This is a genomic window from Kitasatospora sp. NPDC093679 (genome assembly GCF_040683455.1).
In the GTDB taxonomy this organism is placed as follows: domain Bacteria; phylum Actinomycetota; class Actinomycetes; order Streptomycetales; family Streptomycetaceae; genus Kitasatospora; species Kitasatospora arboriphila.
The window spans coordinates 25,615-37,536 of the sequence record NZ_JBFBDW010000070.1; the positions used below are offsets into that span (position 1 = coordinate 25,615).

12 protein-coding genes are annotated in these 11,922 nt (G+C 74.3%); 8 read left to right on the top strand and 4 right to left on the bottom strand.

Annotation, left to right across the window (positions count from 1 at the left end):
• Window positions 1-1,704 (top strand): DUF5719 family protein, encoded by a 1,704-nt coding sequence (locus AB0O09_RS35080; protein ID WP_363548976.1) that lies wholly within the window; start codon window positions 1-3, stop codon window positions 1,702-1,704.
• A gap of 12 nt (window positions 1,705-1,716) precedes the next feature.
• Here AB0O09_RS35080 and AB0O09_RS35085 read toward each other — a convergent pair whose 3' ends face one another.
• A complete protein-coding gene (locus tag AB0O09_RS35085) occupies window positions 1,717-2,166 on the bottom strand; it encodes a metallopeptidase family protein (RefSeq protein ID WP_363548978.1) in 450 nt (149 codons plus the stop codon).
• 84 nt (window positions 2,167-2,250) lie between these two features.
• On the opposite strand from AB0O09_RS35085, the gene AB0O09_RS35090 reads away from it, so the two are divergent.
• From AB0O09_RS35090 to ahcY, 5 genes are all read left to right on the top strand, one after another.
• Window positions 2,251-2,667 carry a DUF3499 domain-containing protein gene (locus AB0O09_RS35090; RefSeq protein WP_363548980.1) on the top strand — a complete coding sequence of 139 codons (417 nt, stop codon included), beginning with the start codon at window positions 2,251-2,253 and terminating at the stop codon, window positions 2,665-2,667.
• Window positions 2,668-2,797: 130 nt separating this feature from the next.
• The gene (locus tag AB0O09_RS35095) at window positions 2,798-2,980 is read left to right on the top strand and encodes a Trm112 family protein (protein WP_263105126.1); all 183 of its coding nucleotides are present in this window, start codon (window positions 2,798-2,800) and stop codon (window positions 2,978-2,980) included.
• Window positions 2,981-3,014: 34 nt separating this feature from the next.
• Window positions 3,015-4,181, top strand: coding sequence for an SIS domain-containing protein (locus tag AB0O09_RS35100; RefSeq protein WP_363548982.1), 1,167 nt, complete (start codon window positions 3,015-3,017; stop codon window positions 4,179-4,181).
• 116 nt (window positions 4,182-4,297) lie between these two features.
• Window positions 4,298-5,272: a cation diffusion facilitator family transporter gene (locus AB0O09_RS35105; RefSeq protein WP_363548984.1), complete on the top strand. Its 975-nt coding sequence runs from the start codon at window positions 4,298-4,300 to the stop codon at window positions 5,270-5,272.
• 276 nt (window positions 5,273-5,548) lie between these two features.
• Window positions 5,549-6,997 carry an adenosylhomocysteinase gene (gene ahcY / locus AB0O09_RS35110; protein WP_363548986.1) on the top strand — a complete coding sequence of 483 codons (1,449 nt, stop codon included), beginning with the start codon at window positions 5,549-5,551 and terminating at the stop codon, window positions 6,995-6,997.
• Window positions 6,998-7,092: 95 nt separating this feature from the next.
• Here ahcY and AB0O09_RS35115 read toward each other — a convergent pair whose 3' ends face one another.
• Together AB0O09_RS35115 and AB0O09_RS35120 are read right to left on the bottom strand one after the other, a co-directional pair.
• Window positions 7,093-8,181, bottom strand: a complete 1,089-nt coding sequence (locus tag AB0O09_RS35115) for a hypothetical protein (protein WP_363548988.1) — start codon at window positions 8,179-8,181, stop codon at window positions 7,093-7,095.
• Window positions 8,178-8,708: a SigE family RNA polymerase sigma factor gene (locus AB0O09_RS35120; protein ID WP_344622049.1), complete on the bottom strand. Its 531-nt coding sequence runs from the start codon at window positions 8,706-8,708 to the stop codon at window positions 8,178-8,180. The genes AB0O09_RS35115 and AB0O09_RS35120 overlap by 4 nt, the downstream gene beginning before the upstream one ends.
• A gap of 97 nt (window positions 8,709-8,805) precedes the next feature.
• Here AB0O09_RS35120 and AB0O09_RS35125 point away from each other — a divergent pair, with 97 nt between their 5' ends.
• The gene (locus AB0O09_RS35125; protein ID WP_363548991.1) at window positions 8,806-9,456 is read left to right on the top strand and encodes a hypothetical protein; all 651 of its coding nucleotides are present in this window, start codon (window positions 8,806-8,808) and stop codon (window positions 9,454-9,456) included.
• 19 nt (window positions 9,457-9,475) lie between these two features.
• On the opposite strand, the gene AB0O09_RS35130 is transcribed toward AB0O09_RS35125, so the two are convergent.
• Window positions 9,476-10,429 (bottom strand): RDD family protein, encoded by a 954-nt coding sequence (locus AB0O09_RS35130; RefSeq protein WP_363548993.1) that lies wholly within the window; start codon window positions 10,427-10,429, stop codon window positions 9,476-9,478.
• A gap of 111 nt (window positions 10,430-10,540) precedes the next feature.
• Here AB0O09_RS35130 and AB0O09_RS35135 point away from each other — a divergent pair, with 111 nt between their 5' ends.
• Complete coding sequence (locus tag AB0O09_RS35135) at window positions 10,541-11,545, top strand: stage II sporulation protein M (protein WP_363548995.1); 1,005 nt, start codon at window positions 10,541-10,543, stop codon at window positions 11,543-11,545.
• Window positions 11,546-11,922 lie beyond the last annotated feature (377 nt).

Consider the following 11,922-nt stretch of genomic DNA (forward strand, 5'->3'; position numbering starts at 1 on the left):
ATGAAGAAGCCCAGCATCAAGGCCGCCGGCCTCAAGAAGCCGAGCCTGCCCGAGATCAAGAAGCCCAGCTTCGACGGCCTGTCCGGCGGCAGCCGCACCGGCCGGTCGCTGCTGGCCGCGGTGGCCGTGCTCGGCGTGGTCTTCGGGATCGCCGAGCTCCGCCCGCCGGCCGACCCGTCCACGGCCGGTGCGCCCGGCGGCGCCACCACCGCCCAGGTGGAGCGCAGCACGCTGGTGTGCCCGCCGCCGATCCAGGGCCTGTTCGCCACCACCGACCTGACGCTGTACGACCCGGCCGGCGGCAAGGCGGAGGGCGGCACCGCCTCGCTCTTCGACGTCGCGCCGCCGGCGGGTGCCACGGCGAAGCCCTCCGGCGGCGGTTCCGCCCAGCCGTCCGGGAGCCCCTCGGCGGGCCCGTCCGGCAGCGCGTCCTCGAAGCCGTCCGGCAGTGCTTCGGCCAAGCCCTCCGCCGGCGCCCCGGCGGCTCCGGCCGCGGGCGCCCGGCTGACGCTGGCCAAGCCGGGCGTCCCGGTCACCGGCCACGGTCTCGCGGGCGACACCGCGCCCGGCACGGTGGCCACCGCCGAGGGCGCCTTCGCCCCCGGCTTCGGCCTCTCGCAGACCACCACCTACCTGGACCAGGCCCGGGCCGGCCTCTACGGCCTGGACTGCGCGCCCTCCGGCACCGACTTCTGGTTCGCCGGCGCCAGCACCGCCCAGGGCCGCGACGACTACGTCAACCTGGTCAACGCGGACTCCGCCCCGGCGACGGTCGACATCCGGCTGGTCGGCGCGAAGGGCGCGATCGACGTCGAAGCGGGCAACGGCATCACCATGGCCCCCGGCAGCTCCCAGCGGGTCCGGCTGAAGTCCCTGCTCACCACGGCGGTGGAGCCGGACCTCGCGGTGCACGTGGTGGTGCGCGACGGCCGGGTCGGTGCCGCGCTCAACGTCTCCGACGAGGGCAAGGGCGGCGACTGGGTGGCCGCCTCCGCGGCGCCCGCCGCCGTGCAGGTGCTGCCGGGCCTGCCGGCCGAGCTGGCCTCGGCCCGGCTGATCGTCGCCGCCCCGGCCGACGACGACGCGGACCTGAAGATCCAGATCTCCGGCAAGAACGGCTGGTTCACCCCGGCCGGCAAGGAGAGCCTGCACGTCAAGGCGGGCATGGTCGCCGCCCTGGACCTGGGCCCGTTCGAGCACAGCGAGGCCGGCGCGATCCGGCTCAGCCCGAGTGACCCGGCCCACCCGACGCCGGTGGTCGCCGCCGTCCGGGTCGACCGGGCGAACAACGGCAAGGCCGACGCGGCCTGGATCAGCGCGGCCGGCCCGATCGGCAAGCGCGCCGGACTGGCGGACAACCGCGGCGGCGGCGCCACCACGCTCTACCTGACCGCGACGGGCTCCGCCGCGGCGAAGGTCAGGCTCACCGCGTCCGCGGGCACCGGCGGCGGCACCCCGGCGACCAAGGAGGTCGACGTCCCGGCCGGCGTCACGGTCGTTGTGCAGAACCTGGAGCCGGCAGGCCTGAACGGCGTCTACGGGATCACCGCGGAGACGGTCTCCGGCGGCCCGGTGGTCGCGGCCCGGATGCTCGCCCTGCCGCAGAAGGACGTCCCGATGTTCACGGTGCAGGCCTTCCGGGACGACCGCAGCACCGTCACGGTGCCGTACGCGCAGAACGACCCCGGTCTGGTGCTGCGCTGAGCGGAGGGGCGGTCAGTCCTCGTCGTAGCGGGGGTCGATGGCGTCGGGCGAGAGCCCGAGCAGTTCGGCCACCTGCTCGATGAGGACCTCGTGGACGAGCGCCGCCCGGTCCTCGCGCGACTTCGCGCGGATCTCGATCGGGCGGCGGTACACCACGATCCGGCTCTTGCGGCCCTGCGCTGCGGGGACGACCCGGCCGAGCGGCACGCCGTCCGGGTCGGACTCGCCCCCGCCGGGCAGCGGCACCTCCTGGACGGCGAACTCCACGTCCACCAGCTGCGGCCACCGGCGCTCCAGCCGCTCCACCGACTCGCGGACGTAGTCGTCGAACAGCTCGGAACGGGTCAGCGAGATCGGCACCTGCGGCGGTGCGAGCGGTCCGCGCAGGCCGCGGCCGTGCCGGTCCCGGTGGCGCGCTCGGCGCTGCCCACCGGCCGGTGACGGAGGTGTGGGGCTGTCCATATCAGTGTCGAGAGTAGTCCCTGACCCGGCCGGAGCGGACCACCCCGGGGCCGGTGCGGCGGCGACACGGAACGCCCGGCGGGGGTGGGTCGTCGCGGCCCGCCCGGGAGTGCTGTACCGTCCACCCTCGTGAGCTCTGTACGTCGTTGTTCGCGGACCGCGTGCGGCCGGCCGGCCGTGGCGACGCTGACGTACGTCTACGCGGACTCCACCGCCGTGCTGGGCCCGCTCGCGACCTACGCCGAACCGCACTGCTACGACCTGTGCGCCGAGCACGCCGAGCGGCTGACCGCTCCGCGCGGCTGGGAGGTCGTCCGCCTCGCCGCCGACGCCGGCCCCGTCCGCCGCACCAGCGACGACCTGGAGGCGCTCGCCAACGCCGTCCGCGAGGCGGCCCGCCCGCAGGAGCGCACGCCGCGTCAGGGCGGTGCCCACGACGCCGACTCCGGCGAGATCGGCAGGCGCGGCCACCTGCGCGTCCTGCGCTCCCCGGACAACTGACCGAGGGCCCGGGAGGCACGTCGGCGACCGGGCGCCCGATGATCTGACGGCAGCCCCGCCACGGCCGGTAATGTGGCTGTCGGCCGCGTTGGCCGCACCGCACACCGCACGAATCTGGAGCCCGACGTCCATGAGCCTGCCGTCCTTCCTGCTGGAGATCCTGGTCTGCCCGCAGTGCCACGCGCCGCTCGCCGAGAGCTCCGACCGGGACGAGCCGGAGCTGCGGTGCACCGGCGACACCTGCGGCCTGATCTACCCCGTGCGCGACGAGATCCCCGTCCTGCTGGTCGACGAGGCCCGCCGCCCCTCCTGACCCCCGCCCGGTGAGCCCGTTGGAGGCCGGCCGCATGCTCGACGACACCCTGCTCGACGATCCGGCCGCCCTGCAGCGCGCCGACCGGCAGCACGCCCTCCTGGCGCTGGCCGGGGCGGGCGCCCGGATCCGCACCGCCGTCCGGCTCGCCGACGAGGCCGGACTGGCCTCGCTGCGGCCCGAGGGCCGGCCCCGCACCCTCCTGGTCGCCGGTCACGGCAGCGCGCTGACCGCCGCCGAGGTGCTCGCCGCGGTCGCCGTGACCGCCTGCCAGGTGCTGCCGCTCGGCCCCGCCGAGGCCCGCCCGGGCACGCCGGACTCACTGGCCGCGGGGCTGGTCTGGCAGCTGCCCGGCTGGGTCGGCCCGCTCGACCTGCTGGTCGTCAGCAGCGCCTCCGGCCTGGAGGGCGGCCTGATCGGCCTCGCCGAGCAGGCGTACGCGCGCGGCTGCGCGATCGCCGTCACCGCCCCGCCCGGCAGCCCGCTCGCCCAGGCGGCGCTGCAGGTCCGGGCGCTGCCGCTGCCGTTCGCACCGAGCGCGGTCGAGCCGTCCGAGGAGCACGAGGGCGAGCCCGACCTGCCGGCCGAGGACCCGGGGGCGCTCTGGGCGCACCTCGCCCCGCTGATCGCCCTCGCCGACCGGATCGGCGCCGCCCAGCTGCCGGCCGGCTCCCTGCAGGGCGTCGCGGACCGCCTCGACGAGGTCGCCGTCCGCTGCCGCCCCGACTCGGCCGCCTACCTCAACCCCGCCAAGGGCCTGGCCGCCCAGCTCTCCGGCACGGTGCCGCTGGTCTGGGCCGACGGTCCGGTGCCGAACGCCGCCGCGACCCGCTTCGCCGCGATGCTCGCCGACCGGGCCGGCCTGCCCGCGCTGCCCGGGCCGCTGCCGCGGACGCTGACCGCCCACCGCGGCATGTTCGTCGGCCACCTCGGCGCGGGCGCCGACCCCGACGACTTCTTCCGCGACCGGGTCGACGAGCCGGAGCCGCTGCAGCTGCAGGTCGTGCTGCTGCGGCACACCCCCGGCCGCCCCGAGGACGCCGACCCGGGCTTCGCGGTCTCCCGCGCCCGCCGACTGGCGCAGGCCCACGACGTGAGGCTCACCGAGTACACCAGCACCCTGGACGACCCGCTGCAGGCGCTCGCCGAACTCACCGGCCCGACCGACTTCGCCGCCGTCTACCTCGGCCTGGCCCGCTGACGGCCGCCGTCCCGCCCTGACCGGAGATCAGCCTTCCGGTCCGGGCGGGATACTGTGTGCGGTCGACAGCTGAGCCACCGGCCGTAGAGGCCCAGTCGGAGGGACCGGACCACAGCATGAGCACCGAAGGCGGCACCAAGGCACTGGTCGCGGCGCTGTCCGCGAACCTGGCGATCGCGGTCGGCAAGTTCACCGCCTTCGCCTTCACCGGGTCCTCGTCGATGCTGGCCGAAGGCGTCCACTCGGTCGCCGACTCCGGCAACCAGGTGCTGCTGCTGATCGGCGGCAAGCGGTCCACCCGCGAGGCGAGCGAGCAGCACCCCTTCGGGTACGGCCGCGAGCGCTACGTCTACGGCTTCCTGGTGTCGATCGTGCTGTTCAGCCTCGGCGGCATGTTCGCGGCCTACGAGGGCGTCGAGAAGATCATCCACCCGCACGAGCTGCGGGACTGGGGCTGGGCGGTCGGCGTCCTGGTCTTCGCCGTCGTGATGGAGGGCTGGTCCTTCTGGACGGCCTTCCAGGAGTCCGCCAAGGCCAAGGGCGCGCTCGGCTGGTCCGAGTACATCCGCCGGGCCAAGGCCCCCGAGCTGCCGATCGTGCTGCTGGAGGACAGCGGCGCCTTGATCGGCCTGGTGCTCGCCCTGCTCGGCGTCGGGCTCACCGTCATCACCGGCAACGGCGTCTGGGACGGCGTCGGCAGCCTGTGCATCGGCCTGCTGCTGATCGTCATCGCGCTGGTGCTCGCCTCCGAGACCAAGTCGCTGCTGATCGGCGAGTCCGCCGACAAGGAGGTCGTCGCCGAGATCCGCGACGCCCTGGTCGACCACGACACCGTGACCGACGTGATCCACATGCGCACCCTGCACGTCGGCCCGGAGGAGCTGCTGATCGCCGCGAAGATCGCGGTCAACGCCGAGGACACCGCCGCCCAGGTCGCCGCCGCGATCGACGCCGCCGAGGCCCGGGTGCGCCGCGCCGTCCCGATCGCCCGCGCCATCTACCTGGAGCCCGACATCTACAGCGCCGAGAAGGCCGCCGCCGGCCCCGACCCGGAGGCCACCCCCGGCGGCCCCGGCCCCGACCGGCACTGACGGATCGACACCCCGGCCGCCCCGCGCACGGCACCTGCGGGGCGGCCGAAAACCGTGTCCGGCTTGCTCGTGGCCCGGCCGCCCGGTCCCCGGCTCGGTGTAGATTCGTCCCCAGAGCCAAACGTCGCTGCTGATGGCGGTCGATCGGGGCCGGCGCCCCGGTCGAGGGAGAGAGGTCCTCCGACGGATTGTGCCGCGCAGCAGAGTGCCGACCAGTGGCCGCTCTGCGGCCAAGCACACCCGTAGACAGGCCCCACGCAGCGAGGAGCATCCCGCATGTCGTCCCTTCTCAACGGTGACTTCAAGGTCGCCGACCTCTCCCAGGCGCCGTTCGGCCGCAAGGAGATCCAGCTCGCCGAGCACGAGATGCCCGGCCTGATGTCGATCCGCAAGGAGTACGCGGCCTCCCAGCCGCTGGCCGGCGCCCGGATCACCGGCTCGCTGCACATGACCGTGCAGACCGCCGTCCTCATCGAGACGCTGACCGCGCTCGGCGCCGAGGTCCGCTGGGCCTCCTGCAACATCTTCTCCACCCAGGACCACGCCGCCGCCGCCATCGCGGTCGGCCCCGAGGGCACCGTCGAGGCCCCCGCCGGCGTCCCGGTCTTCGCCTGGAAGGGCGAGACCCTGGAGGAGTACTGGTGGTGCACCGAGCAGGCGCTCACCTGGCCGAACGGCCAGACCCCGAACATGATCCTCGACGACGGCGGCGACGCCACCCTGCTGATCCACAAGGGCGTCGAGTTCGAGAAGGCCGGCGAGGCCCCGGACCCGTCCACCGCGGACAACGACGAGTACCGGATCATCCTCGAGCTGCTCAACCGCACGCTCACCGAGTCCCCCGCCAAGTGGACCGAGATGGCCTCCACCATCAAGGGCGTCACCGAGGAGACCACCACCGGCGTCCACCGCCTGTACGAGATGCACCGCGACGGCAAGCTGCTGTTCCCGGCCATCAACGTCAACGACTCGGTCACCAAGTCGAAGTTCGACAACAAGTACGGCTGCCGCCACTCGCTCATCGACGGCATCAACCGCGCCACCGACGTCCTGATCGGCGGCAAGGTCGCCGTCGTCTGCGGCTACGGCGACGTCGGCAAGGGCTGCGCCGAGTCGCTCCGCGGCCAGGGCGCCCGCGTCATCGTCACCGAGATCGACCCGATCTGCGCGCTGCAGGCCGCGATGGACGGCTACCAGGTCGCCACCCTGGACGACGTCGTCGAGTCCGCCGACATCTTCATCACCACCACCGGCAACAAGGACATCATCCTCGCCTCCCACATGGAGCGGATGAAGCACCAGGCCATCGTCGGCAACATCGGCCACTTCGACAACGAGATCGACATGGCCGGCCTCGCCAAGCTCCCCGGCGTGGTGAAGACCGAGGTCAAGCCGCAGGTCCACGAGTGGCGCAAGGCCGACGGCCGCACCATCATCGTGCTCTCCGAGGGCCGCCTGCTGAACCTCGGTAACGCGACGGGCCACCCGTCCTTCGTGATGTCCAACTCGTTCGCGAACCAGACCATCGCGCAGATCGAGCTGTTCACCAAGACCGCCCAGTACCCGATCGGCGTCTACGTCCTGCCGAAGCACCTGGACGAGAAGGTCGCCCGCCTCCACCTCGACGCCCTCGGCGTCCGGCTCACCACCCTCACCCAGGAGCAGGCCGACTACATCGGCGTCCCGGTCGAGGGCCCCTACAAGCCGGAGCAGTACCGCTACTGATCCAGGCCCGCGCCGACCCCGGTCGGCCGCCCGCACCACGACGTGCGCCCGGTGCCCCTCGGCACCGGGCGCACGCCCGTTCCCCCTCGGCCCGGTCAGACCGTGCCGCTCTCCCACGCGGCAGGGTCCGCGCCGATCGCCACGACGTGCGGGAGCCAGCCCGCAGGGCCGCCCACCGCGGTCAGCGCACTGCGGTCCGCCGTCTGCACGCACACCATCAGCCCGCCCTGTTCCCGGCAGGCCGCCGGATCGGTCTCCCCGGCGGTGCCCTCCACCGCCTGCATCCGGGGCAGCCAGTCCGAGCCGAGCGGCACCACCGTGGTGCTGAACGACTGCGTCGGCGAGACCGAGAACGTCAGCCGCAGCGACCAGTCGCCCGCCCCCGCGCGCGGCCGCAGCAGATCCGCGTTGGTGACCGCGTACGCCGCCGGCACCCCGGTCAGCCGCACCGGCAGCGCCACCGGGCGCAGCCCGAGTGACGCCTTCTCGGCCACCTTGTGCATCAGCGTGGCCTGCTGGCCCGGCGGTACCGCGGAGGAGGTGAGCTCCGCCCACCGGCCGTTCGCCAGGTGCCAGCGCAGCACCGAGCGCCCGCCCACCGTGGAGTCGGGCGCGGCCCAGAACGCCTCCCGGCCGTTCACCGGCGCCGCCGCCACCAGGCCCCGCTCCGTTCCGTCGCGCATGTCGACCGGCGGCAGTTCGTCCGCCCGGTACACGGCCAGGCCGAAGCGCATCCCCTGGCCCGAGGCGTCGTCCGCCGCCTGGACCCGCAGCCCGTTGGCCCCCGACGAGTAGCGCACCACCTTCATCGAGTCCGGCAGCCAGCCGAAGTCCGCCTCCACCGACAGCGGCGCGAACCCGTCCGCCGCCGTCGCCCCGCCCGGCGCACTCGCCCCCGGGCTCGGAGTGCCCGGACGCGGCGACACCGAGGGCGCCGCCGACCCGGCCCCCGGTCCCGCCGGACCGACCGGCGCCGCCGACCGGCCGCCCGTCCCCGCCGCCACCGAACTGCACACCAGCAGCACCGCGGCGGCCGCCCCCCACACCGACATCCGCCGCCGGGCCACCCGGCCCCGCCCCTGTCGCACCGCCGCGCACACGTCGACGCCGCTCGGCGGCGCCGCCGACTCGGCCAGCTCCGCCAGCCCGGCGACCAGCTCCTGCTCCGACCTGACCCCGCTCACGCCTCCGCCCCTCCTGCCCGAGCAGGGACCACCCGGCGGCGCAGCGCCGCCAGCCCCCGCGAGGTCTGGCTCTTCACATTGCCCGTCGAGCAGCCCAGCACGTCCGCCGTCTGCTCCACCGTCAGATCGCAGTAGTAGCGCAGCACCACCGCCGCCCGCTGCCGCGGCGGCAGCGACGAGAGCGCCTGCCGCAGGTCCAGCGACGCGTCCAGGTCCGCCGCCACCACCGCACCGGCGTCCGGCTCGGACCCGACCGTCCGGATCCGCCGCCACCACGGCGACCGCTGCTCCGCCAGGTACGTGTTCACCAGAACCGTCCGCGCGTAGCCGTCCCGGTTCTGCACCTGTCCGACCCGCGACCAGTTCGCGTAGAGCTTGGTGATGCTCTCCTGCACCAGGTCGTCCGCCCGGTGCCAGTCCGAGCACAGCAGGTACGCGACCTTCCGCAGCCAGCCCGCCCGGGAGGCCACGTACTCGGTGAACTCGGCGTCGCGCACGTGCCGCGCGGAACCCGCCGTCCTCCCCATCGAAGGCCCCTCCTCCCACGTCCCGGCGGTACGCCCCGCACCGCCCGCCCCCCTGATGCAGCCGGGACCCGAAAAGGTTGCACGTAGGCTTCGGGCCATGCCCAACGGCCGCTACTCCCTGCACACCGACACCGGCCCCGCCGGCCACGGCCCCGCGCTGATCGGCGAGGAACGCTTCAGCTGCGCCCCGGGCCCGGCCGGCTGGCGGTACGTCTCCAAGACCTACGCGCCCGACGGCAGCGTCCTCGCCGCCACCGACCTCACCCTCGACTCCCGCTGCCGCCCGCTGCGCATGGAGCTCCGGGCGGGCGGCTGGCAGGTCCGGGGCGGCGCGGTCGACGGCGTCGCCTGGGTCCGGGCGGCCGCCGACGACCCGGCCGGGGACAGCGCCGTGGAGGGCCACGACCGGGCCCACGGCTTCACCGGCACCTCGCCGGCCTTCCTGATCGCCACCGCCCGGATGCTGCGGCTGGAGCCGGGAGCGAGCACGCGGGTGCGCCTGGTGGAGCTCACCGAACCCGTCCTCGCCCCGCGCACGGTCGACCAGGGCTGGCAGCTGGCCGGGGTCGACACCCACGACACCGACAGCGGGCCGCTGCTCGTCGAGCGCTACACGGTCGCCGACCTCGCCACCGGCGAGCAGCGGACCGTCCACATCGCCGGCGACGTGGTGCTCTCCGCCCCCGGCGTCGAACTGGAGGAACTGCAGTCCCCGCCCAACACCTGGCCGGACAGCTTCACCGGCTGAGAGCGGAGCCCGCGCACGGTCAGGACGGCGGGGCGAAGCCCGTCGACGGGGCCGGGGGCGCCTGCGGAGGGACGGGACTCTGCCGGGGAGGCAGGGGCGGGGCCGGCGCGGTCGGCGCGGTGCGCGGGACCTGCTGTGCGTACGGGCCCGGTGCGGGAGCCGCCGCGGGAGCCGGACCGCCCGGGGCGGGGAACTGCTGCCGACGGGCCGCCTCGGCGGCCCGCTCCCACTCGCGCCGCTGTCGCTCGGTGAGGACGGCCGACAGGTAGGCCGCCGGATGCACGCCGTACGGCACCGGGCGGCCCGTCCGCCCGGCGAGGTCGGCCGCGAGCCGCTCCGCCATCCCCGCCGCCACCGCCGGGTCGAGCTGGCCGAGCCGGCCCAGGAACTGCCGCACCGCCAACCACAGTCCGTCCGGCACCGCCGAGAAGTCCAGCGCCACCAGCTGCTCGCCGATCGCGTGCAGCAGCGCCGGGGGAGCCGCCGGCAGCGCCGACTGCGCCCGCGCGGCCTGCGGCAGCCGCTCCCGCACCACCAGCGTGCCCGCGAAGACGTCGCCCAGCCGGCGGCCCTGCGGAGAGACCAGCGAGGCGATCACGGCCACCGTGCCCACGGACATCTGGATCTCCAGCACCGAGACCAGCCCGCGCACCAGCGCGTGCCGGAAGCGCACCGGCCCGCCGTCCGTCCGCACCACCCGCAGGCCGAGTGCCAGCTTGCCCAGCGAGCGTCCGCGCGACAGCGTCTCGACCAGTACGGGCAGCCCCAGCAGGAAGAACACGCTCAGGCCGAGCACCACCGCAGCGGCGGCCGCCTCGTCCAGCGCCGGCAGCGCGGCGAGCACCACCGTGCCGGTGACCATCAGCGCCACCGTCTCCACGGCCAGGTCCAGGGCGATCGCCAGTGCCCGGCTGGGCACCTTCGCCGCCCGCAGCCCCAGGACGACGGCCTCGCCCGTCACCAGGTCGCTCACCGCGTCCCCCCATCCGTTCCGTTCGTGATCCCCGGCGGCCAAACATACGGCCGCCCGCCTCTGGCAAGCTAGGCCAGCCCCCGCCCTCGCCGCCCCGTGGAAGTGAGCCGCATGGACCTGGACGTCTTCGTCGCCTCGCACCAGGAGGAGTGGCGCCGACTGGAGACCCTGAGCCGGCGGCGCAGGCCGAGCGGCGCCGAGGCGGACGAGCTCATCGCGCTCTACCAGCGCGCCACCGGCCACCTCGCCCAGGTCCAGACGGCGGCTCCCGACCCCGTCCTGGAGGGCCGCCTCACCACGCTGGTCGCCCGCGGCCGCAGCGCCGTGACGGGCGCCCGCACCTCCTCCTGGCGGGACGCAGGCCGCTACTTCACCGTCGGCTTCCCGGCCGCCCTCTACCGCGCCCGCTGGTGGTGGATCCCGGTCGGCGTCCTCTCCCTGCTGCTCAGCGCCCTCATCGCCTGGTGGGTCTCCAGCCACCCCGAGGTCCGCGCCAGCCTCGGTGCGCCCGAGCAGCTTCGCGAGATGACACGCCCGGGCGGCGGCTTCGAGGCGTACTACTCCGAGCACCCGGCCACCTCCTTCGCCTTCCAGGTGTGGACCAACAACGCCTGGGTCGCCGCCCAGTGCCTGGTCTTCGGCGTCCTGCTCGGCATCCCCGTGCTCTGGGTCCTCTTCGGGAACGTGATGAACCTCGGGATCGGCCTCGGCCTGATGTCCTCCGCCGGCCGCCTCGACCTCTTCCTCGGACTGCTTCTCCCGCACGGCCTGCTGGAGCTCACCGCCGTCTTCGTGGCGGCCGGCGTCGGCCTGCGCCTGGGCTGGACGGTCGTCGACCCGGGCCGCCGCACCCGCGCCGCGGCCCTGGCCGAGGAGGGCCGGGCCGCGATCGGCATGGCCATCGGCCTGGCTGCGGTGCTCATGGTCACCGGCGCCATCGAGGCCTTCGTGACCCCTTCCGGCCTGCCCACCTGGGCACGGATCTCGATCGGCGTCACCGTCGAGGTGCTCTTCCTGCTGTACGCCCTGGTGCTCGGCCGCCGCGCCGCGGCCACCGGAGAGTTCGGCGACGTGGAGGCCGCAGACCGCACCGACCTCCAGCCCGTCGCGGCCTGAGACCGGCCCGGCGCCTGGTACGCTCTTGATCATCCCGAAGACCATTGACGTGGATTTGACGGGCTAGTAGGTTTGAACGGTTGGGGCTGGCTGGACAACGGCCGGAACCAGGCGTAGTGTCTACGACACCGTCGAGCCAGGGCAGAGCGTCCGTTCGGACCGCCACCCGGCGAAGACAAATCCCGGGACTAAGCACTCCGAAGCTTTTGATAAGCTTCTGTGCGAAGTCGAAGGAAATCCCCCCCCAGCGGGAATCCGAGAAACAAACGGTCGGTAAAACGACCGGGCGCGGATCTGATAAGCTGGAAACACGAAAGAGCGAAACGCCCGGAGGGTCCGCTGGAAGGCGGTCCGAAGGAAGTGTCCGTTCCTTGAGA

What these genes read in the sequence shown, in the direction of transcription:
- AB0O09_RS35085 (WP_363548978.1), bottom strand. Translation starts at nt 2,166, where the DNA reads ATGGACAGCCCCACACCTCCGTCACCGGCCGGTGGGCAGCGCCGAGCG.
- AB0O09_RS35095 (WP_263105126.1), top strand. Translation starts at nt 2,798, where the DNA reads ATGAGCCTGCCGTCCTTCCTGCTGGAGATCCTGGTCTGCCCGCAGTGC.
- AB0O09_RS35105 (WP_363548984.1), top strand. Translation starts at nt 4,298, where the DNA reads ATGAGCACCGAAGGCGGCACCAAGGCACTGGTCGCGGCGCTGTCCGCG.
- AB0O09_RS35100 (WP_363548982.1), top strand. Translation starts at nt 3,015, where the DNA reads ATGCTCGACGACACCCTGCTCGACGATCCGGCCGCCCTGCAGCGCGCC.
- AB0O09_RS35080 (WP_363548976.1), top strand. Translation starts at nt 1, where the DNA reads ATGAAGAAGCCCAGCATCAAGGCCGCCGGCCTCAAGAAGCCGAGCCTG.
- ahcY (WP_363548986.1), top strand. Translation starts at nt 5,549, where the DNA reads ATGTCGTCCCTTCTCAACGGTGACTTCAAGGTCGCCGACCTCTCCCAG.
- AB0O09_RS35120 (WP_344622049.1), bottom strand. Translation starts at nt 8,708, where the DNA reads ATGGGGAGGACGGCGGGTTCCGCGCGGCACGTGCGCGACGCCGAGTTC.
- AB0O09_RS35125 (WP_363548991.1), top strand. Translation starts at nt 8,806, where the DNA reads ATGCCCAACGGCCGCTACTCCCTGCACACCGACACCGGCCCCGCCGGC.
- AB0O09_RS35135 (WP_363548995.1), top strand. Translation starts at nt 10,541, where the DNA reads ATGGACCTGGACGTCTTCGTCGCCTCGCACCAGGAGGAGTGGCGCCGA.